Below are 21603 nucleotides of genomic sequence, written 5' to 3'. Positions count from 1 at the left end.
CATTGATGTGCAGGGGCCGGAACAGGAGATCAGAGCTGCTCCGCCGAGATCACACGCACGGCGTCCCCATGCTCGTCCAGGAATGACAGCGTGGCCTCCCCCTTCGGCGTGACCTGCAACTGCTGGCGCGGCTGGCCCGCTCCGTCGAGCAGCTGAAACATCGCATTGTGCGACTGCGTCCTGCCAGGAAACACACGACGGGTAATGGCTTGCACACCTGCGCGTGCAAGCGCTCATCTTCGGCCGAGAACATCGGCCGCCGCTGTCCATCGGCAACATCGTTTCGATCACGTCGATCGACGCACTGCGTTGGTCCGTCGCCCCCGTCAGCAGGCCAGTCAACGCCAGCGAGGTGACACCGCCGCAGTACAGGGTAAGCCGCCGTTGGCAACTGCGCAGACGATGCACTTCGGCCAGCACCTGCTCTACCTCTCCCGCGCCTTTCCAAACTGCATCTCATGCCGGGCGCCAGAAGGTGCGTGCCGCCTGCGCCGAAGGTCAGGCGCAGGCAAACAGCTCGCCATGGTCGGACGCACTCCCGACGGCGTGAACGATTGGTGAACGAATCATGAATGAATCTCAAACGGGAATGGGGGAGATCCATTCATACAACGTTAGCTGCAGGACATGGAACGCGAGGCGCACGTTTGCAACCATGCCGGTTCCTGCAATGAAGGTGAGATCAATAGATGAGCAAGCGGCTAATCGGATTCGTCACGCTGGCAGCGGTGCTGGCAGTGGCAGCCGTTGCAATGTACGGCTACCGGCAGCAGCCAGCTGCCGATGCCACGGCAGAGGAATCCGGGAACAGTGGCAGCCTTGATGAAAGGCCCGACCAGGGAAGGCAGCTTCCGGCGTCAGGTGCGGCGGCCGCGCAGAGGCTGGAGCGGGACAACAAGATCCCGCCGGGCTCGTACAAGGCGGTGGGCCCCAAAGCCTACGAGATCGTAAGAGGCAATGAGTTCCGGCCTCCCGGTGACGCGCTCGCCCACGTCAAGCAACTGATGCTGCGCTCCGAATCCGGAGATGCCACGGCAACCTACGAAATCTATCGAACCATCGAGCAGTGCCAGACCTTCATCTCGGATCGCGCTGACAAGCTGGCGGATTCAGCCACCACGGTCGGGTCCGGCAACTGGTTCCTGGAGCGATCGGAACGAATCCTCAAAGAGTGCGAGTCGCTGGCTCTGGATCAGGACATCTATCACGCCGATTGGCTTTCGAAGGCCGCCGCCATGGGCTCGCAGGAAGCGATGCGCGCTTACTCGCGATCGCCGGAGAAAGTCATCGGTTCGCTTGATGACGCAATCCGTGATCCCGCGGCGCTCGAGGCGTGGAAGGACACCGCCACCGGATATCTGCGCGAACTGGAATCACAAGGGAACGTCAATGTCATCAGCGACATGGCGATGGCCTACACGTATGGCGGCATCGTTCCTGCGGATCCCGTTGCCGCCCTGGCGTACACCCGCGTCCTCAACCGGCTGGACCCACGTTTTGCCACCACCACTGACATTGCCAACCATGAGAAAAACCTGAGCAGCCAAGAGAAAGAGAAAGCCCGCATTTCATCGAACGAAATCTTCAAGAACTGTTGCATCCCACGATAAGGACCTATTGTGAAAGCTAGACTGATTGGGATTATCCCTTCGCTTGGTAGAAACTCCATTCCCGCCATTGCAGGCGTGCTGCTGTTCATGGCAGCCGGGAGCCTTCAAGCGAAAAAGCTTCCTGGCGTCATCAACTGCACCGCCGGATGCACGCTGACAACCCCGTATCCCGATCCGGTGACCAACCAGCAGCTTTCCCAAGAGGTCCAGAAGCTCAATGACGGCCGGACCACCGTCTGGACAGCCCAGACGCGAGTCCAGACCGGCGATGTCCTGACCGTCTGCAACGGTATTTCGTGCGTCAACTACACGTGGCGAGGTGCAGGTTTCGACTCCGGCGAAGTGATTTCGACCGTCCTCCCGCCCAACTCCCGGGGCGGTGGTGGTGGCGGCGGTGGTGGCGGCGGCGGCGGCGGTGGCAGCGGCCCGATCAGCGGCGGCTGCCACGGCAACTGCGGTGGCGGCAAGGTCCGGGTGGGCGAACTGGAACAGATGTGATCCATCCAGGGCGCACTCGACCAGAGTGCGTCCATCGCGACTTGGGAAAGGCCAGCGCATAGCGCTGGCTTTTTTTCGTTGCCGGGCACATTGCCCCAACCCAGGCGGCGCTGCTCAAGCACCTGCGGAGTGAGCCGATCATCGCCAGACGCAGGTTCACCGCAACCCGCCTGGCATCACGCCGTGCGACTGCCCCCCCCCCCCCCCCCAGGCAAAGGGCATCTTTCATCGGAAAAGAGGAAGGTGGAATGCTCGCCACCCAGGATTGCCCAGCCATCGAATGGAAACCGATGCTCGCGGGCGTGAGTTCATAAACCATTGATTCCAATGGCGTGCCCGACAGGAATCGAACCTGTAACCGCCGGGTTAGAAGGCTGCCTGACTCTAAATGCGAATCAACGACTTGCATTGACTTAACTTCCGGAGCATGGGCAGGCAGATCATTGCGGCGCAAGGACACGGTGGTGAGTTTTCTGGAGCGTCCGCGATGCGATGTGAGTTGTTGCCCTACCCCATCTAGCCGAACGGCGGGTCAAGGTCAGCCTTGGCCAGTCGGTTGCCGCGGACCTTCTCCTGCCAAGTCAAGATCGTGTCCACATCCTCCCGCAACCTCGCCTCGTGCCTAATCACCCATAGCTCGGCCCCCGCCCGGCCCTGCTCGTAGCTGCTGCACCAGCGGAACGGACCGCCGGGGCCATGCCGGTGCCGATCCAGCGAGGCAATCCAGATGCCATCGTTCACGCGCTGGGCCATGGCCACCACCCACACACCATGGCAGGCGATCACGGCCAGGCGCAGACCGCGCTGCGTGATCTGCATCACCGCCTCCCGCGCTTGCAGGATCTGCGCGTGTTCGAAACCGCCGTAACCGCCTATGTCTCGACTCTGCCCAGCAGCATGCAGGACGGCGACACGCCGCTCTGCGACACCACCCGTGCCCGGCTGGCGCAAGCGACCGAGCTGCTGGAGCTGGTCAGGAACCAGACTCGGACCGTCGTCGATCCGGCGGACCCATGGCGCGGCCTGTATCACCCGAGTCGACTCCCGGCGCGCAATGCCGACGGTGAGATCCCGTGCCATCCGGACGTGCCGGCGTGGGCCGACGGTCGCGAGGTATCGCTGCGACCGTTGTTGCTTGCTCAGGGTTTCGACCTGCAGGTTACGTTTGGCGACTTCACCGAAGAAGCCGTGGAGACCGGGGACTATCGCTACTGGGATGAGATGCGCGCGTGGCAGCCCACTGGCCCCGGCGCAGATTGGCGCTTGGTCTGGTTGGGTGATACCGAAGATGGCCCAGCGGCATGGTTCGTGCGGCCGCTTGCAGCTGAGGCGCTTGTCGCCTGGGAGGCAGCACATGGCTGAGGGCTGCGGCTTCCGCCTCCTACCGCTTCACCCGGATTTGCTCCTCCACACAGCAGACCCGGCCGTGAATCCGATTGCCTTGAAAGGCACGGTGCGAGCGCATAGATGCCACGACTCTTCGAAATTGTCGAGGCGTCTGACCCCTGCCGGACTGGTCAATGACAGGGCGTCCACGCTGGTTAACCACGCCGAGCAAAAGGCGGCACTCAAGTCCAAGGCTAAACCTTTAGCCAGGGAGGTGAGTCAAGGTCGCTGTCAGGATGCGTGGGAGGCACGGTTACTGCGCTTCGGCCGGGACCTCTTCGTCAGTCGGCTTTGCACTGGTGGAGGGGACACAATTGGTGATGATCAATGGAACGAGTGTCGAAGCTACGTCAATTGCCTGGCGCCTCCTGGTCTCCGCTTGAGCCGTATCCTCAAAGCTGTTCGTTCTACTTTGCACTTCCATGCCGGCCCAAAGCGCGAATGCGCAAGTGAAAGAGATGATGAAATACAGGATCAACTGATCTCTCTCGCCAAGACGACTCAAACTGACACCGATAAGCGCGGAACGCTCATTCCTTGCCTTCAGGAAGAGATAAAGGCCCCACGACGCCGCTCCCAGAATGACAACGGTGATGATTGGAGCCGCCAATATCGCCCCGAAACCAAGCACGTCGTAGACATCAGCGAAAAGAAACTGACCCGCTGCAAAAGACAAAGCGATTGGGCCAGTTACGGTCCAGAAAGGCGCAAAGGACGACATCTTGGAGTGCCAGCCATCGGCAGGGCCGTTCGAACTCATGGGATCTGCTTCTTAGTCAAGTCTGAGGAAGGCCCTTCCCCGCAAGCGACATTTGGAGAAGGGGACCAATGATTGGGAAAGCACTACAGTTTCAAGACTTGCAGGAGCTCTGCCGACCCGGAGAGCGTCCACGCCTCGCCACTGTTGAACGCTGGGCACGAGACTGCGGCATCCGCATTCAATACGACGGCAAAGGGGGTATCTGGACAACGATGGATGCTCTCAACCAGTCACTCGGGCTCGCCACCGACGCGCCAAACAGCGAAAAATACAATCCATCAGATCTGCTTTAAGTCCACGTTCCGAGAACTGATCTGGTCAAATTTCGCGATTGTGTTGCGTCATAGACAGTTGTCGCCACAGAAGCGGACGTGACCAGCTCGATGCCATGGAGGCAATCAGCCTTGTTCTGATATCCCTCACCACTAGTCGCGATAATACGACCGTTATCAGCACGCAGTCGCCACCGCCAGTCTCCAACGGCCTGCGCGAGCAAAGAGCGCCCGCCTTCACGATAGATCTCGAACTTCATTCCCTGTTCCTCCTGGTTACCGAGACCTGAGCATGACACCACCCGGCCGGCCAAGAAAGGCCCCGCCCAACTTGCCATCCCATATCGATTACAACATGGTCCCAAAGGGCATCTATTGGGACAGGTCCGGTCGCGGCCGATGGTACGTACTCGACCGCCATCCCGATGGCAGGGGCTTCAAATCTAAGACCGTCGCGCAAGCAGACGCGCGCTTATCGGATCTGCACATAATTGCGGAGCAGCGCTTGGGCAGCGCGACCCGAGGAAGCATCGCTTACGTAATCGAGCTCTTTGAGACAAGCCTCACCTTCAGCCATCTCGCCAGTTCCACCCAACGGCACTACCGAGACTATGCCGCCGCAATCAAGGTGTATCCCTTGAAGAACGGCGCGAAGCTTGGCGACATGTTGATAGACAAGCTAACCCCAGGAGCAATTCGCCGACTCGTAGATGTTATCGCCCAAGGGCGCCCGGCATCAGAACCCGGAGAGAAGCCCGTGCCCGGCTATCCAACGAAGGCCAACCACTTGCTCCGCTACCTGCGCCGAGTCTTTGGATGGGGGGCGAGAGCACGACCATACACAGACCAATCCGGCTGCTGGCGTGAAGCAAGTCAAAGAGAAGCGAGAACACCGGATGCCCGATCTCGAGGTGTTCCGTCGGGTCCAAGCGTATGCGGAGGCATGTGGGAATCTCGGACCTCGGGAAAAAGGGGCGCTACCCAGTTACCTCTGGGCGGCCATGGAGCTAGCTTACCAGGCACGGCTGCGTGGCATTGAGGTACTAACTCTGACCGACGCTCATGACCTCGATTCTGGGTTGAAGACAAACCGCCGTAAAGGTAGCCGCGACAATCTTGTTCGTAAGGGCGAGCAACTCGCCCGAGCGATCAACTCGCTTCGGGAACGTCGCCAACAGATTTGGTTACAGCGTAGTAGGCCCGTACCGTCACTAGCGGAGGACCGATACCTCCTTGTGGGCGAGGATGGCGAACCGCTGACGACATCCGGCTTCCAAACTTCCTGGCAACGCATGATGCGGAATGCGATAGCAGCTGGAGTGCTAACAACGGAACAACGCTTTGCTCTCCACGGCCTAAAGCACCGTGGAGTTACGGACACGCAGGGTGACAAAAGACAAGCTAGCGGCCATAAAACTGATGCCATGCGATACCTCTATGACCACGACCTACCTTGGTCGATCCCGCCAGAGACGATCTCGGCACTTAGCTTAGTCTCGCTAACGAGACTCCAAATCGAATCCGACGGGCACCTCAAAGACGAATTCGCAGATCGGTCGAAATCGGACTCACGAGGTTGTCGACACGCCAGCTCTGCGGCAGCGCACGCAGTCCATCAGAGTAGACAGCAAGTTCAGGCTCCAGACCGCGAAGTGAAACGATCACAAAAACTTGCTGGGTAACGTTTTCAACGGTCTCCAGCCTTCGTGTCAACGAAAGCTTTAGCCGCCATTGTTCGCCAGCGCAGCCACGCGGGAATCGAGCTCGATAGACCTTTGTGGCGGAAAATTTCAGACCATCTTCCAGCTGCGCCTTCTCACGCGTACTCAGGCCGGGCGGTCGCTCCAAGGGCACTTTACCCGACTGCTTTCGCTTTGGCGGAGACTCGCTTTCGTCAAGATCGTAGGTTCCAAATGACAACTCCACCTCGTGCTGGACATATTCATCGCCGAATCTGAGATCGCATGGAGAGGGGTAACACATCGTGATCACTATCTCACCGACAAACTTTCCATCACTGGTCTTCAGACAGTCAGGAATTGGAAAATCCCCCTTTGCCCAGTCCACACCCTGCTGAAGCTCTGCGTTGAAGAGCAGTGTGAACGTATCAGGCCTACAGAAAAGTGCGCTTAAACTTCCTGCCGGCACTCCATGGCCGAAGTAATTCCGATCACTAAGCGATCGGGGTGACGAGTTCAAAGCGGCGGCTTGCAGCACAAGAGCTTTCACAAGCGACGGAGAGGACTCGATACCAGCCGCCTCAATAGACGACCATATGTTGGCAGCGATTGCCGAGACAATTGGCGTTGAGAAGCTAGTTCCCACACCCTGAGCGTACACGTCATTTGGCAGCACTGACTTAACTCCGCCACTCACGTCCCAGTTCGCATCCACGCCTCCGCCGTAATGAACCACGTCAGGCTTGACAGAATGAGCTGGACCCGGCCCTCTTCGTGAATATGGCGCAGGTGACTCTGCCGGAACGACACAGTCAAACGGAGTCAGGGCACCTACGGTCAACGCGCGAACCGCCTCCCCAGGCATTGCAACCCGGTCAAGAGGAAAATGCGGTGGGGCGTCAGGCCAACCTCTACAAGGGTCCGATGCGTAGTTGCCCGCAGCAATCACAAAGAGTACGTTTCGCTGATCGCTTATCCGATCAAGCGCGGCCGCGAAGGCACCGAATTGTGCCGGCTGGTTAGCAGAAGGTGACGCAAAGGAGCAGTTCCATACTCTTACCTCCGGATGCTCTTTGACAGCTTCCTCAACGCGATGAAGCAGCAAGCTCTCATCCAGAGGGGTATTTGGCAATGCCGCGACGTCAACAATCTGGCAACGGTCCGGGGGGAAACGGCCGTCTGTGTCATTTAGTAGGAGCGGCGCCACGACGAGCCCTGCTACAAACGTTCCATGGTAGTTATCCGTGTCTGGCGGCAACTCATAGATCGTCTGCCCCCTGATGTGGGGACTTAGTAGACCAAATGATACTCCCGAGTCGATAACGCCTACCACGGGCCCTTCGGGCTGCATTGTGGTCAGCCCGAGCGGCACCCCGTCTGCGAGAGCCTGAAAGGACTGGGACACGAATTCGGTCGGCGTAGCGTACTGAGGTGCAAGATCAACATGTCGTATTTCTGGAACGCTTGCCAAGTTGGCCAGGTCACCCGACCCGTCTGGCTCTAGGTACAAAACCCCATCCAGAATCGTCTGTGCGGGCGCTTCGATATGGCCGAGGCGTCCCAGCTCAGGGGGCGGGGCAGCCCAAGGAAACAGCTGGATCCTTAATCGTCTTCCCTCAGGCACCCGACCGTTAGACAGGTATGGGTCCCACTCAGGATCTGAAAAAACGTCGTCCTCTCCCCAAGGGCGGAAGCGCTCGACGGTCGAAAGCGAATAGAGGTCGCGTCTTGTCGAGGCGTCTCTGATTCTGGCTCGAAGAGCCTCAATTGTGGGGCGAGTAACCGGCACAAGCAGTTGGCCAACCCGCTCCACTGCACTTACAGGCATCCCAAGTGCGGCGAGAAACGCGTTTGGCCGATTAGACTTCGCCCATGCTGCTTCTCTGAGTTCGACGATCAGTGCGCCAGGCCGACCTTCCAATCGCACTGCGTCAGGAAAGCCCTCAAACGCCACACGAAGCTCTTCACTGAGCCGTCCTCGTAAAGCGGGCGTGACCTCAACAAGAGGCGCCTTAGCTCCTCCTCCACCGGGCTTATTTAAGTAGTCGTCCTGTGCGGTTCGCACGCGGAGTACGGGCATTCCTAGGTCTGTCATCCTGATCCCCTAGCAGGTGCTTGACCTTGCGGCCACTCACGTCAAATGTGGACTCGATCGCCTTCCAAGTAAAAACTCTCGGTGCCCAATCCCGAAGCGCACGAACTTCTTCATCTAATTCCATGGGCTGACGCCCCTCGGCGAGCCACCTAATGCGTGCCATGCGAGTGAGCGCTCTCGGCAAAGATATAGCCGATTCCCCCCGCAGTACGCAATCACGAGCTATGTCGTACGCGGCTGTTCGAATTGCCGCGCCGCTCATGCCATCAGACAGCTCAGCCAGGGTATTGGCTTCTGCCTCTCCTACCGCAAATTCCTTCAAGTGCATGGCCCAAAGCTTGGATCGCTCTGTTTTTGCCGGGAGATCGACTGGCAGGAGAACACTGAAGCGCCTCCAGACTGCCGGGTCCAGGAGACCCTGATGGTTAGTTGCAGCCACAACAATCGTGTCATCCCTGAGTGCATCCAAGCTCTGCAGCAGGGCGATCACCACCCGTTGAAGTTCTCCTACCTCACCCGCGTGAGAACGCGACTTTGCCAGCGCATCAAACTCGTCAAGAAAGAGGACGCACGGTTGCTTGCCCGCGTAATCAAATACCTCTCTCAAATTTCTGCCAGTCTGCCCCAGTAGTGAGGAGACAAGTGCGTCGCAGCGGACAGTAAATAGAGGGAGAGAAAGGCGAGATGCGATCAGCTTGGCCGCCAATGACTTCCCGCACCCCGGTGGGCCATGCATGAGCAATCTGGCTGGCAGCTCCACCCCTGCCGCCCGCAACTCCGCAAATCTCGCAATTGATTCCACGAACTCATCGAGCGCCGCCTGTACGCGTGAGCTGAACACGCCCACGATGCCCGTAGGATGCTCCTCGTCAAGAAGCAAGCTCCTGGTCTCCTGATCTTGGGGAAGACGGCGATTGAGCTGAGTACCCATCAATGGCTGCGGGATTTTCGCTAACCGCTCTCGAATCAGTTTGGCCGATGAGGCCTCACCGTCCGCCTCAAGTTTGGCGGCCAACAGGCTCCCGTATCGCTCGGCCTGATCAGAACTATGCCGCAGAGCCCCATCTAAGATCTTTAGGACTTCAGAGACGTATTTCATAGCATCACCTTCGGATTTCGCGTGGATACTACCGCAAACCGCCATGTCACTGACGGAAATGAGCAAAATGCCTCCATTTACGGTAGCCCACACAAGTCTCACGGGCTGAGTCTGGGCAATGCACCCGGACACCCGTGCGTCAACTTTTAGGGAGAAAATTAGGGAGGGCTTAACCAACGCCATCTAAGTCGTTGATTCAAATGGCGCGCCCGACAGGAATCGAACCTGTAACCGCCGGCTTAGAAGGCCGGTGCTCTATCCAGTTGAGCTACGGGCGCCCGAACCGGAACGGTGTCCAATCCGACGTGATGTGGGATTGGTCGGGGTAGAGGGATTCGAACCCCCGACATCCTGCTCCCAAAGCAGGCGCGCTACCAGACTGCGCTATACCCCGGTCTTGCAATCCCCTCGGGCCATGCCCGGGGAGTTGGTCATTGTCGCCAAGCGCATTGGGAACTGTCAACGCAGGATGTGCAGATCCGGCGCCTGCCACAACGCCGAAAGCAGTCATCGGCTATGCTCACGCCCATCGGCCGGATGGCCGTCCAGACCCTCATTCGCACGGAGAACGCGCATGCGCAGCGGCAACCCGGCTCTTTCCGAGTCCACCTTCCTCGACCTCGCCAGCGGCTCGGTGGTGACCAGCCCCGACCAGGCAATGACCCTCAACGGCACCGTCAACAAGACCGGTTTCCTGCTGCTGTTGACCGTGCTGACGGCCGCTTTCGCCTGGAACCAGACCATCGACGACTACGGTCAGGTTTTGCCCGGTGCCAGGCTGTATGCCATGGGCGGCGCCATCGGCGGCCTGGTGCTGGCGCTGATCACCGTTTTCAAGAAGGAATGGTCGCCGGTCACCGCGCCGATGTACGCGCTGGTGGAAGGCCTCTTCCTCGGCGCCATCTCGGCCGTGTTCAACGCCAAATTCCCGGGCATCGTGTTCCAGGCCGTGCTGCTGACCTTCAGCACTCTGTTCGCGCTGCTGTTCGCGTACCGCAGCGGCCTGATCAAGGCCACCGAGAACTTCAAGATGGGCGTGGTCGCGGCCACTGGCGGCATCGCCCTGCTCTACCTGGCATCGTTCGTGCTCGGCTTCTTCAACATCAACGTGCCGGTGATCCATGACTCCAGCTGGCTGGGCATCGCCTTCAGCCTGTTCGTGGTGGTCGTGGCCGCGCTGAATCTGGTGCTGGACTTCGACTTCATCGAGACCGGTGTCGCCCAGCGTGCGCCGAAGTACATGGAGTGGTATGGCGCATTCGGCCTGATGGTGACCCTGGTCTGGCTGTACGTTGAATTCCTGCGCCTGCTGTCGAAAATCCAGCAGCGCTGAGCCGCAACATGCAATAGACGACAAAGGGCGCCCTTCGTGGCGCCCTTTGTCGTTCCTCCCTCAGCGCGCCAGCAGCACCGGAAGCGACGATGCCAGCAACGCGATGCCTGACACGGTCAGCAGGCCCAGCACGAGCTGCCGGAAGCGCGCCTCGCTGATGCCGATGTAGACCCGCGCGCCCAGCAGGGTCGGCACGAGCATGGCCGGTGCCACGATGGCGAAATACGGCAGCATCTGCCGGCTGACCAGGCCGCTGCCGACATAGGTGGCCATGGTCACCGCCAGCATCGCCAGGTTGAAGTTCTGGATGACCGCGCGCTGTTCGTCCTTGCCGAAGCCTCGCAGGGTGCTCCACAACGTCGGCACCGGCCCGGCAAAGCCGCCAATGCCACTGAGCACGCCACCGGCCATGCCAGCGATCGCATCACCGATACGGCCGCCGACGCGGACCGGAGGCAACGAGCGCACCATCAGCATGACCGGGCACCACAGCGCCAGGAAGCCGCCCAGCAGCGCCTTGAACCAGTCCATGTCCAGCTGTGGCAGCACCATCACGCCCAGCGGAATGCCGGCCAGCCCGCCCAGCACGAAGGGCAGCAACAGGCGCAGGTTGAATCCACGGCGCACGGTGAACACAGCCACCAGCTGACCGACCAGCGCACCAAACACCGACAGCGTCGCCGCCAGCCGCGGCTCCAGTCCCCATGCCCAGAACGACATCGCCACCATGCCAAAGGCGAAGCCGGACAGGCCCTGCACGAATCCGGCGACGATCGCGCCCAGCGCGACCAGCAGATACACCGACTCCATCACCACCTCGGTTGCAACCGCGCGGCTACCCTGCCGCGCCCACCTGTGCAGCGTAGTGCGCCGCGAGGTGCTCGACCAGCGCACGCACTTTCGGCGCCAGCGCACGTGCATGCGGATACAGCGCGAAGTAGCGTCGCTGTCCCGCATGCCAGGCCGGCAACACACGGATCAAACGACCGGCGCGCAGGTCTTCCTGCACCGTCAGTGCGGTGAACAGGCTGATGCCCATTCCCGCCAGCGCGGCGGCATACAGCGCCGGCGTCGCATCCACGCGCAGGCGTTGCCCGGCCTCGATGCTCGCACTGGCGCCGCGCGGCCCCTGCAACTGCCAGGGCGGCATTGACGGCGTGGGACTGAAGCCCAGCAGCGTGTGCTGCGCCAGATCCGATGCCTGACGCGGCAGACCATGATGCGCCAGATAGGCCGGTGCAGCGACCAGGATGCGCGGGCAGCTGGCCAGTTCGCGCGCGACCAGCTGGCTGTCCGGCAGCGAGGCCGCGATACGCAGCGCCAGGTCAAAGCCACCACCGACGACATCGACCAGTTGATCATCGGCCGACAGATCAAGCGCAACCTGCGGGTAGCGCTGCAGGAACGACGGCAGCCAATGCGGCAACTCCTGGCTGGCCACGACCTGCGGCACGCTGATGCGTACGATGCCACCGGGCTGCGCTTGCCCGGCACGCACGCGATCATCCGCTTCCTGCAGGCGATCCAGCAGCGCTGCCGCCTCGCGGTAGTAGTCGCGACCGGCTTCGGTCAGTGACAGCCGGCGGCTGTTGCGATCGAGCAGTCGCACCTGCAGATGCTCTTCCAGCTGCCGCAGTTGCCGTGACATCGCCGAGTGGGTGGTCCCCAGGCGCTCGGCAGCAGCAGTGAAGCTGCCTGCGTCGACGATGGCGCGCAGCGCACGCAGGGCGGCGAAGTGATCCATCGGCGAGCGACTCCAGGTGACGGGGCCCACGGCATGCGGGCCCCACCAGCTTATCAAGCGCCGTCGCCGGCCTTGCGCACCGGCAGCGCCAGGATCGCGTCGGTGCTCATGACATCACCGAAGGCGTCTTCGATCTGCGCCAGCGAGGCGTCATGCAGCGCGCGATGATCGATGCGCTGGCCACTGGCCAGGTCCAGGTCGCGGCTGGCGCTGGCATCGGACGATACGATCACCCGGTAGCCGCGCGGTGCCGCCGCCGCGTCGCGCGCAGCACCGGCCACACAGGCATGGGTCTGCAGGCCGGTGACGATCAGGGTGTCGATGCCGGCATCCTTCAGCACCGTGTCGAGCATCGCGGCCGAGTTGCCAGCGAACACGCTGACATTGTCCTTCTGCACCACGGTCTCACCCTTGCGCGGCTGCAGGTCGCGATGGAAGGCGGCATTGACGCTGCCCTGCGCGAACAGCGGTGCACCGGCCGGCAACACATGCTGCACGTGGATCACGCGGATGCCGTGAGTATCGGCGAACTCGACCACCCGCCTGGCCTGGCGCAGTGCGGCCACGCCATCGGGAATGACCATGCGGCCACCAGCAAAGCCGGGCGCGGCGCTGGCATCGAAGTATTCGTTCTGGAAGTCGATCACCAGCACGGCGGTCTTCGCTGCATCCAGCGAGGCCGCGACCGGCGCGCCGGCCATGTGGCGGATGGTGGGATGGGACGGTTCGGCGGCAGCGACCGGGGCGGTGGCGGCCATGCCGATCAGGCTGGCCAGGCCGAAGGCGGTGAGGTTCATGGGAGGGTTCCTGTGCGGTGGGTGTGGGGCACAGGATGCGGAGCGATTGGCGCACGAACCAGCCGTGCGGGGGCACATGACCTGTGCGAAAACCGCACAACCGATCATTCCGTCATCCACGCATGGCGTGGATCTACCGGAAAACGCAACGGGGCGCCCGAAGGCGCCCCGCTGGGATCCAACCGAGGCCGACCGGCCGCTTACAGGCGGCTGGCGATGGCCTTGGCGAAGCTCATGGTGGTGCCGGTGCCGCCCAGGTCGCCGGTCAGCGAGTCCTTGGCTTCCATGGTCGCCACGATGGCCTTGCGCAGGCGCTCGGCGTTTTCCGGCTGGCCGACGTGGTCCAGCATCTGCGCGGCTGCCAGCAGCAGCGCACACGGATTGGCCTTGCCCTGGCCGGCGATGTCCGGCGCGGTGCCGTGCACGGCTTCGAAGATCGCCGCATCCTTGCCGATGTTGGCACCCGGGGCCAGGCCCAGGCCGCCGACGAGGCCGGCGCACAGGTCGGAGATGATGTCGCCGAACAGGTTGGTGGTGACGATCACGTCGAACTGTTCCGGACGCATCACCAGCTGCATGCAGCAGTTGTCGACGATCATTTCCTGGAATTCGATGTCCGGGTACTGCGCGGCCACTTCACGGGCGACATTCAGGAACAGGCCCGAGGTCGACTTGATGATGTTGGCCTTGTGCACGGCGGTGACCTTCTTGCGGCCGGTGCTCTTGGCCAGCTCGAAGGCGTAGCGCACGATGCGCTCGGAGCCCTTGCGGGTGATGCGGGTGCCGGAGAAGGCGGTCTCGCCGTCGGCCGACACTTCCTGGCCTTCGGCCAGGTACGCACCTTCGGTGTTCTCACGAACGGTGATCAGGTCGACGTTGTCGAAACGCGACTTGGTGTTCGGGAAGGTGTGGGCCGGACGCACGTTGGCGTACAGGTCGAAGTGACGGCGCAGGCTGACGTTGATCGAGGTGAAGCCACCACCGACCGGGGTGGTCAGCGGGCTCTTCAGCGCGACCTTGTTGCGCGCGATCGATTCCAGGGTCACCGCCGGCATCAGGTCGCCGTGCTTTTCCAGGGCCACCAGGCCGGCGTCGGCGTCTTCGTACTCCAGGCCAGTCTTGAGCTGGTCGAGCACGAACAGGGTGGCGTCCATGATTTCCGGGCCAATGCCGTCGCCGCGGATGACCGTAATTTTCTGCGTCATTGATCGATGTTCCGAACAGGGGGAAAAACGCCGTCCGGACGTGCCCGGAAACGCCGGCGCAAAGGAAGTTTCACCGGCAATTATGCCTTAGCCGGGCCCGGCTACCCAAGTAGACCATGGTCCTGACCCCGGCAAAGGCATAATTGCCCGCGCATTTCTCCTCTACCCCCGCCTGTCGGCGCGCCCCTTCAACAAGAAGGGGCTCTTGGGCGGTTGGATCGCGGGAAATGCCCCGGCGCGCGGCCGTGATCCGGTAGCGCCGGGCCATGCCCGGCGGCTTTTCGTTCAGGTCTCCGCCGGGCATGGCCCGGCGCTACCTCAGTGCTCGTGCGCTGCCGGGGCGGCGGCGCCGCCTTCCAGCTGGTCGAGGAAGTCGACCGCGCGGCGCAGGTGCGGGATCACGATCGAGCCGCCCACCACCAGGCCGACCGAGAAGGTCTCGAAGAACTCTTCACGGGTCACCCCGGCGTCCTTGCACTGGGCCACGTGGTAGCTGATGCAGTCGTCGCAGCGCAGCACCATCGAGGCCACCAGGCCCAGCAGTTCCTTGGTCTTCACGTCCAGCGCACCGGCCTGGTAGGTCTGCGTGTCCAGCGCGAAGAAGCGCCGCACCACCTGGTTCGGCTCGCCCAGGATGCGCTCGTTCATGCGCTTGCGGAACTCGGTGAACTCGGCGATGCGGTCCTTGCTGCCGTCGTCGGCCGCGCTCATGCCTGGCCCTGCCCGGCCAGCAGCGGCTCGAGCTTGCCTTCACGGTGCAGGGCCATCATGTCGTCGTAGCCGCCCACATGGACGTCGCCGACGAAGATCTGCGGCACGCTGGTACGGCGGGTCTTGGCCATCATCTTCTCGCGCTCGACCGGGTCCAGGTCGATGCGGACCTCGGTCCATTGCTGGCCCTTGCTCTTCAGGAAGTTCTTGGCGGCCACGCAGTACGGGCAGACGGCGGTGGAATAGATGGTGATGGCGGGGGCACCGCCGGCGGTCTGGGCTGTCACGGGAAACTCCACGATGGATCGACGGTCTACATATGGTACCGGTGCGCTGGAAATTCCACGCCACGGCCGCAACACTGTGGATTAACGAATGGTTGCCCCCTGCCCTGCCACGCTTGGCGCGCCCCGCCCGAGGACCTCCTGCTTGCGAGCCCTGCTGCTGACTACCGCCGTCACCCTGGCCCTGGCCACGCCGCTGGCCCAGGCCCAGGAGAAGCTGCCCGACATCGGCTCGTCGGCCGGCGAGCTGCTGACCCCGGCCCGCCAGGCCGAGTACGGCGCGATGATGCTGCGCGAGCTGCGCAACTACGGCTACCTGCTGGACGACCCGCTGGTCAACGACTGGCTGCAGACCATGGGCACCCGCCTCGGCTCCAACAGCGACCAGCCGCGCCAGCCGTACACGTTCTTCGTGATGAAGGACCGCCAGATCAACGCCTTCGCCACGCTGGGCGGCTACATCGGGGTCAATGCCGGCCTGGTGCTGACCGCCGAGCGCGAGGACGAGGTGGCCGCGGTGCTGTCGCACGAAATCGCCCACGTCACCCAGCAGCACGTGCTGCGCGGAGTCGAGCGCGCCCAGCGCGACCAGATCCCGATCCTGCTCGGCATGCTGGCGGCGGTGGTGGCCGCGCAAGCCAGCAACAGCACCTCCTCCGGCAACGCGACGATGGCCGCGATCAGTTCCGGCATGGGCCTGATGCAGCAGCGGCAGATCAACTACACCCGCTCCAACGAGTCCGAGGCCGACCGCCTCGGCATCCGCACCCTGTCGCGCAGTGGCTACGACGTGGATGCCATGGCCGGCTTCTTCGAGCGGATGGCATCGGCGATGCGCGGCAACGAGGGCGGCTACAGCGTGCCCGAGTTCCTGCGCACTCACCCGGTCAACATCACCCGCATCAGCGAGGCCAAGGCCCGCGCCGAGCAGATGAAGAAGGACACGGTGCTGCTGACCACCACCACCCCCAGTGGCGAGCGCAGGGAGCGCGTGGACCCGACCGATCCCAGCCTGGCCGAACCCCTGTTGCGCGGAAACAACCCGCTGCTGCCCAGCAGCGTGCTGCGCATCCCGATGGGCCAGCTCAGCCGCGGCGCCAGTGGCGACTTCGACTGGGCGCGCGAGCGCCTGCGCGTGCTCAGCGCGGACTCCACCCCCGAGCTGGAACGCGAGTACGCCGATCTGGCCAAGCGCCAGAAGGACGGCCTCAACGATGCCCAGCGCTATGGCCAGGCACTGGCGGTGATGCGCAGCGGTCGCGCCGGCGCCGCCCAGGCCCGGCAGACCCTGGCAGGCCTGCTGCAGACCCGCCCGGACAATCTGTGGCTGGCACTGGGGCTGGGCGAGGCCGAATCGCGTGCGGGCCAGACCGCCCAGGCCAACAGCCGCTTCGAGCAGCTGCTGCGCCAGCACCCCAACAGCCGTCCGGTGGCGCTGACCTATGCCGAGATCCTGAACGAACAGGGCAGCCGCGAGGCCGGCCAGCGCGCGCAGGCCATGCTGCGGCCTCTGCTGTCGCAAAGCGGTAACGATCCGGTCTTCCAGCAGCGGTACGCCCGCGCCAGCGAACTGGCCGGCGACAGCGTGCGTGCCAGCGAGGCCTACGCCGAGGCGGCCTTCCTCAGCGGCCGGCCGGAACAGTCGCTGATGCAGCTGCAGGCGCTCAAGCGCAATCCTGCGCTGGACTACGTCGGCCGGGCACGGGTGGATGCGCGCATCGAGGCAATCACCCCCACCGTGCTGGAGCTGCGCCGCCAGGGCGTGCAGGACCCGGATCTGGACCGCCGCTGAGCGCTGCATGACCGGCCGATGGCAATCCAGGCCGGTTCCGGCCAGGCAGTCACAAACATGTCATCAAACCGTAGTCTACTGGCACCACTCCAGTAACCGAGCCCTACGGTGTCCTCGTGCAGAAACGCATCCTGATCGTCGATGACGAGCCCGCGATCCGTGAAATGGTCGCCTTCGCCCTGCGCAAGGGCGATTACGAACCGGTCCACGCCGGCGACGCCCGTGAGGCCCAGACCGCCATCGCCGATCGCGTCCCCGACCTGATCCTGCTGGACTGGATGCTGCCCGGCACCAGCGGCCTGGACCTGGCCCGTCGCTGGCGCAAGGAAACCCTGACCCGCGAAGTGCCGATCATCATGCTGACCGCCCGCGGCGAAGAGAACGATCGCGTCGGTGGCCTTGAAGCTGGCGTCGACGACTATGTGGTCAAGCCGTTCTCGGCGCGCGAACTGCTGGCCCGCATCCGTGCGGTGATGCGCCGCGCCCGCGAAGATGACGAGGACGGCAGCGTGGCCGTCGGCCCGATCCGCATCGACGGTGCCGCCCATCGCGTGTTCGCCAACGACCAGCCGGTGCCGATCGGCCCCACCGAATACCGCCTGCTGCACTTCTTCATGACCCACCCCGAGCGCGTCTACACCCGCGCCCAGTTGCTGGACCATGTCTGGGGCGGCAGCGTGTACGTGGAGGAGCGCACCATCGACGTGCACATCCGCCGCCTGCGCAAGACGCTGGAACCGTTCAACGCCGAAAACATGGTGCAGACCGTGCGCGGCGCCGGCTACCGCTTCTCCACTGCTACCTGAGTCTCGTCGTGCCGGCGCCACGCACCTGCGGGTGCCGGCGCCGGCAACTCTGCTATAACCCTCGGTTCACCCCAGTGAACCGCCGCACCTCAACGACGAGATCGCAATGCCCCGCCACATCCGCTCTGCCTGGTTGAAGACCCTGGCCACCGTTGCCGCGGTACTGCTGTTCGCCGGATTGGTGGGGTGGTTCACGGGCCATCTGTGGTTGTGCATCGCACTGGGCGCACTGGCCACGCTGGCATGGCATTACTGGCGCCTGCGCAGCGTGCTGCGCCGGCTGACCGCGCGCCAGCGCTGGGACACCGCCGAAGAAGGCACCGGCGTCTGGAACGAGCTGGACCGCCTGCTGTACCGCAACCAGGTGGAAATGCGCGTGCGCAAGCGCCGCCTGCTGGACATGCTGCGCAGCTACCGCGCTGCCGCCGCCGCGCTGCCCGATGCCGTGGTGGTGCTGGACCGCAACAGCCAGCGTGTGCAGTGGTTCAACGAAGCAGCCACCGCCCTGCTCGGCCTGCACCATCCGGGCGACCTCGGCGAGGCCCTGGTCGAACGCCTGCAACCGATGCCATTGGCGCACTGGCTGGCGGGTGGCCGCAATGCCGAGCCGATCCTGGACGTGCCCTCGCCGGTCGATCCGGCGATCCGCCTGAACCTGCGCCTGATTCCCTATTCGTCGGATTACTGGCTGCTGATCGCCCGCGACGTCAGCAAGCTGCTGCGCCTGGAACAGGTGCGCCGCGATTTTGTGGCCAACGTTTCACACGAACTGCGCACGCCGCTCACCGTGGTCCACGGCTACCTGGACATGATGGACCCGGAGGATTTCCCGGGAACCGGTCCGATGCTGGAAGAAATGCGCAAGCAGAGCCAGCGCATGGCCCAGCTGGTGGAAGACCTGCTGACGCTGTCGCGCCTCGAGTCGCAGGAACACAGCGAGGAAGAGACCGTGGCCATGCAGCCGATGCTGGCCACCCTGCGCCGCGAAGCCGAAGCGCACAGCCAGGGCCGCCACCAGATCAGCATCGACGACCTGGCCGGCATTGACCTGCAGGGCTCGACCAAGGAACTGCACAGCGCCTTCTCCAACCTGGTCACCAACGCGGTGCGCTATACGCCGGCCGGTGGCCGCATCGCCGTGGAGTTCCGCCGCGAAGGCGACGGCGCGGTGCTGGCAGTGCGCGATTCCGGCTACGGCATCCCGGCCACCCACCTGCCGCGCCTGACCGAACGTTTCTACCGTGTCTCCAGCAGCCGCTCCCGCGAAAGCGGCGGTACCGGACTGGGCCTGTCCATCGTCAAGCACATCCTCGGCCTGCACCATGCGCGGCTGGAGATTGAAAGCGAGGTTGGCAAGGGCTCGGTGTTTTCCTGCCATTTCGATGCCGACCACGTGCGCCCGCGCGAGTCCGCCCCCCTGACTTCCATCGAAGAATGACGCCATGAGCAGCCTCGGATCCCTCCCCCTCCCCGTGAGCCCGGACAACGATCCGCTGCGTGACCCGGCGCTCTACATCAACCGCGAACTGTCGCAGCTGGATTTCAATTTCCGCGTGCTCGCCCAGGCGATGGACCCGCAGGTGCCGCTGCTGGAGCGGCTGCGCTTCATGTGCATCTCCTGCACCAACCTGGACGAGTTCTTCGAGATCCGCGCCGCCGCCGTGCGCCACGCGCAGGAATTCGGCCTGCCGCCGGCGCCGGACGGCATGAGCCCGCAGGCCATCCTCAATGCCATCCACGACCGCGCCGCGGAACTGGTGGACCAGCAGTACCGCTGCTGGAACGAGACGCTGCGCCCGGCGCTGATGGAGGCCGGCATCGGCGTGCTCGGCCGCCATTCCTGGACCGACCGCCAGAAGCGCTGGCTGCGCGCCTACTTCCGCAACGAGATCATGCCGGTGCTGTCGCCGCTGGGCCTGGACCCGGTGCATCCGTTCCCGAAGATCCTCAACAAGTCGCTGAACATCGTGGTGGTGCTGAAGGGCACCGACGCGTTCGGCCGCGCCGGCCACCTTGCCATCGTGCGTGCGCCGCGCTCGCTGCCGCGCATCATCCAGCTGCCGGAGAAGCTCGGCGGATCGCAGAACTTCGTGTTCCTGTCGTCGGTGCTGTCCACCTTCGTCGATGAGCTGTTCCCCGGCATGGAAGTGCAGGGGGCCTACCAGTTCCGCGTTACCCGCAACTCCGAGCTGGTGGTGGACGAGGAGGAAGTGGAGAACCTGGCGCTGGCACTGCGCGACGAACTGGTCGACCGCGGCTACCGGCCGGCGGTGCGCCTGGAAATCGCGCAGGACATGCCACGCGACATCGTGCGCACCCTGCTGCAGAATTTCGGCCTGACCGAGAACGCGGTGTACCGCATCGACGGCCCGGTCAACCTCAACCGCATCATCCAGCTGTACGACCTGATCGCGCAGCCGGACCTGAAGTACCCGCCGATGACCCCGCGCACGCTGCGCGACAGCGACGGCATCTTCGAGACGGCGGCGCGCCAGGACCTGCTGCTGCACCACCCGTTCGATGCCTTCACCGCCGTGCTGGACCTGATCCGGCAGGCGGCGATCGACCCCAACGTACTGGCGATCAAGCAGACCCTGTACCGCACCGGCAAGGATTCGCTGATCGTCGACGCGCTGATCCAGGCCGCGCGCAACGGCAAGGACGTGACCGTGGTGGTTGAACTGCGCGCACGTTTCGACGAAGAGGCCAACCTGGGCCTGGCCGATCGCCTGCAGGAAGCCGGCGTGCAGGTGGTGTACGGCGTGGTCGGCTACAAGACCCACGCAAAGATGCTGCTGATCGTGCGCCGCGAGGGCCGCAAACTGCGCCGCTACGTGCACCTGGGCACCGGCAACTACCACAGCGGCACCGCCCGCGCGTACACCGACATCAGCCTGATCACTGCCGATGCGGACATCGGCAACGACGTGCACCTGCTGTTCCAGCAGCTGTCCGGGCTGGCCTCGAAGATGAAGCTCAAGCGCCTGCTGCAGTCGCCCTTCACCCTGCACACCGGCATCCTCGGCCGCATCGAGCGCGAAACGCGCATCGCCGCCGCCGGCCGCCCGGCGCGGATCATCGCCAAGATGAACGCACTGAACGAACCGCAGGTGGTGCGCGCGCTGTACGCCGCCTCGCAGGCCGGCGTGCAGATCGACCTGATCATCCGCGGCGCCTGCACCCTGCGCCCGGGCGTACCGGGCATCTCGGACAACATCCGCGTGCGCTCGATCGTCGGCCGCTTCCTGGAGCACAGCCGCGTCTACTGGTTCGGCAACGACGGCGCACCGGAGATGTACTGCGCCAGCGCCGACTGGCTGGAACGCAACCTGCTGCGCCGTGTCGAGACGTGCTTCCCGATCCTCGACCCGGAGCTGGCCAAGCGGGTCTACCGCGAAGTCCTGCAGAACTACCTGGACGACAACCTCAACGCCTGGGAGCTGGACGCCGACGGCATCTACCACAAGCGTGCCCCGGCGCACGACGAAGCCCCGCATTCTGCGCAGATGGCATTGATGCAGGGGCTGTGAGC

Annotated in this window: 21 protein-coding genes and 2 tRNA genes; 9 read left to right on the top strand and 14 right to left on the bottom strand. The window is 63.5% G+C overall.

The genetic code is table 11. From position 1 onward, the window contains the following. Positions 1–29 precede the first annotated feature (29 nt). Positions 30–161 carry a hypothetical protein gene (locus M1L61_RS23105; protein WP_019336556.1) on the bottom strand — a complete coding sequence of 44 codons (132 nt, stop codon included), beginning with the start codon at positions 159–161 and terminating at the stop codon, positions 30–32. A gap of 528 nt (positions 162–689) precedes the next feature. Between M1L61_RS23105 and M1L61_RS04340 the strand changes: the two genes are divergently transcribed. Next, positions 690–1610: a hypothetical protein gene (locus tag M1L61_RS04340; protein ID WP_049454898.1), complete on the top strand. Its 921-nt coding sequence runs from the start codon at positions 690–692 to the stop codon at positions 1608–1610. A gap of 75 nt (positions 1611–1685) precedes the next feature. Next, entirely contained in the window at positions 1686–2108 is a 423-nt protein-coding gene (locus tag M1L61_RS04335; RefSeq protein WP_065427980.1) for a hypothetical protein, read from the top strand. A gap of 516 nt (positions 2109–2624) precedes the next feature. Here the strand turns inward: M1L61_RS04335 and M1L61_RS04330 are convergent. Further along, positions 2625–2927, bottom strand: coding sequence for a hypothetical protein (locus M1L61_RS04330; RefSeq protein ID WP_248854379.1), 303 nt, complete (start codon positions 2925–2927; stop codon positions 2625–2627). A gap of 30 nt (positions 2928–2957) precedes the next feature. On the opposite strand from M1L61_RS04330, the gene M1L61_RS04325 reads away from it, so the two are divergent. Continuing rightward, positions 2958–3470, top strand: a complete 513-nt coding sequence (locus M1L61_RS04325) for a hypothetical protein (RefSeq protein ID WP_248854378.1) — start codon at positions 2958–2960, stop codon at positions 3468–3470. 277 nt (positions 3471–3747) lie between these two features. On the opposite strand, the gene M1L61_RS04320 is transcribed toward M1L61_RS04325, so the two are convergent. Next, on the bottom strand, positions 3748–4254 hold the full coding sequence (locus M1L61_RS04320) for a hypothetical protein (RefSeq protein ID WP_248854377.1): 507 nt from the start codon (positions 4252–4254) through the stop codon (positions 3748–3750). Between the two features lie 68 nt (positions 4255–4322). Here M1L61_RS04320 and M1L61_RS04315 point away from each other — a divergent pair, with 68 nt between their 5' ends. Continuing rightward, positions 4323–4547, top strand: a complete 225-nt coding sequence (locus M1L61_RS04315) for a hypothetical protein (RefSeq protein WP_248854376.1) — start codon at positions 4323–4325, stop codon at positions 4545–4547. Here M1L61_RS04315 and M1L61_RS04310 read toward each other — a convergent pair. From M1L61_RS04310 to M1L61_RS04290, 5 genes are all read right to left on the bottom strand, one after another. Further along, a complete protein-coding gene (locus M1L61_RS04310) occupies positions 4544–4786 on the bottom strand; it encodes a DUF1508 domain-containing protein (protein WP_248854375.1) in 243 nt (80 codons plus the stop codon). The genes M1L61_RS04315 and M1L61_RS04310 overlap by 4 nt on opposite strands. A gap of 1273 nt (positions 4787–6059) precedes the next feature. Then, positions 6060–7556 (bottom strand): S8 family peptidase, encoded by a 1497-nt coding sequence (locus M1L61_RS04305; RefSeq protein WP_248854762.1) that lies wholly within the window; start codon positions 7554–7556, stop codon positions 6060–6062. Positions 7557–8238: 682 nt separating this feature from the next. After that, a complete protein-coding gene (locus M1L61_RS04300; RefSeq protein ID WP_248854374.1) occupies positions 8239–9465 on the bottom strand; it encodes an ATP-binding protein in 1227 nt (408 codons plus the stop codon). A gap of 135 nt (positions 9466–9600) precedes the next feature. After that, positions 9601–9677: transfer RNA gene (locus tag M1L61_RS04295), tRNA-Arg, on the bottom strand. Positions 9678–9716: 39 nt separating this feature from the next. Next, positions 9717–9793 (bottom strand) — tRNA-Pro (locus M1L61_RS04290). Positions 9794–9973: 180 nt separating this feature from the next. Between M1L61_RS04290 and M1L61_RS04285 the strand changes: the two genes are divergently transcribed. Beyond that, a complete protein-coding gene (locus M1L61_RS04285) occupies positions 9974–10732 on the top strand; it encodes a Bax inhibitor-1/YccA family protein (protein WP_248854373.1) in 759 nt (252 codons plus the stop codon). 60 nt (positions 10733–10792) lie between these two features. On the opposite strand, the gene M1L61_RS04280 is transcribed toward M1L61_RS04285, so the two are convergent. The 6 genes from M1L61_RS04280 to grxC form a co-directional block, all read right to left on the bottom strand. Continuing rightward, the gene (locus M1L61_RS04280; RefSeq protein ID WP_248854372.1) at positions 10793–11542 is read right to left on the bottom strand and encodes a sulfite exporter TauE/SafE family protein; all 750 of its coding nucleotides are present in this window, start codon (positions 11540–11542) and stop codon (positions 10793–10795) included. 25 nt (positions 11543–11567) lie between these two features. Beyond that, positions 11568–12476 (bottom strand): LysR family transcriptional regulator, encoded by a 909-nt coding sequence (locus M1L61_RS04275; protein WP_171953894.1) that lies wholly within the window; start codon positions 12474–12476, stop codon positions 11568–11570. 53 nt (positions 12477–12529) lie between these two features. Next, entirely contained in the window at positions 12530–13273 is a 744-nt protein-coding gene (locus M1L61_RS04270; RefSeq protein WP_043401342.1) for a cysteine hydrolase, read from the bottom strand. 200 nt (positions 13274–13473) lie between these two features. Next, on the bottom strand, positions 13474–14478 hold the full coding sequence (locus M1L61_RS04265; protein WP_019659534.1) for an isocitrate dehydrogenase: 1005 nt from the start codon (positions 14476–14478) through the stop codon (positions 13474–13476). Between the two features lie 318 nt (positions 14479–14796). After that, complete coding sequence (locus M1L61_RS04260; protein ID WP_004154542.1) at positions 14797–15189, bottom strand: carboxymuconolactone decarboxylase family protein; 393 nt, start codon at positions 15187–15189, stop codon at positions 14797–14799. Then, positions 15186–15476, bottom strand: coding sequence for a glutaredoxin 3 (grxC, locus tag M1L61_RS04255; protein WP_010483913.1), 291 nt, complete (start codon positions 15474–15476; stop codon positions 15186–15188). The genes M1L61_RS04260 and grxC overlap by 4 nt, the downstream gene beginning before the upstream one ends. Positions 15477–15564: 88 nt before the next feature. Here grxC and M1L61_RS04250 point away from each other — a divergent pair, with 88 nt between their 5' ends. The 4 genes from M1L61_RS04250 to ppk1 all read left to right on the top strand — a co-directional run bounded on the left by M1L61_RS04250 (position 15565) and on the right by ppk1 (position 21601). Beyond that, positions 15565–17265 (top strand): M48 family metalloprotease, encoded by a 1701-nt coding sequence (locus M1L61_RS04250; RefSeq protein WP_173581532.1) that lies wholly within the window; start codon positions 15565–15567, stop codon positions 17263–17265. A gap of 116 nt (positions 17266–17381) precedes the next feature. After that, the gene (gene phoB / locus M1L61_RS04245) at positions 17382–18071 is read left to right on the top strand and encodes a phosphate regulon transcriptional regulator PhoB (RefSeq protein WP_005408258.1); all 690 of its coding nucleotides are present in this window, start codon (positions 17382–17384) and stop codon (positions 18069–18071) included. 106 nt (positions 18072–18177) lie between these two features. Then, positions 18178–19509, top strand: a complete 1332-nt coding sequence (gene phoR, locus M1L61_RS04240) for a phosphate regulon sensor histidine kinase PhoR (protein ID WP_248854371.1) — start codon at positions 18178–18180, stop codon at positions 19507–19509. A gap of 4 nt (positions 19510–19513) precedes the next feature. After that, on the top strand, positions 19514–21601 hold the full coding sequence (gene ppk1 / locus M1L61_RS04235) for a polyphosphate kinase 1 (RefSeq protein ID WP_019337026.1): 2088 nt from the start codon (positions 19514–19516) through the stop codon (positions 21599–21601). The last annotated feature ends 2 nt before the right edge of the window (positions 21602–21603 follow it).

Source organism: Stenotrophomonas sp. NY11291, from assembly GCF_023277365.1.
GTDB classification, from domain to species: Bacteria; Pseudomonadota; Gammaproteobacteria; order Xanthomonadales; family Xanthomonadaceae; genus Stenotrophomonas; species Stenotrophomonas geniculata.
This window is presented reverse-complemented; position numbering and strand designations above follow the sequence as displayed.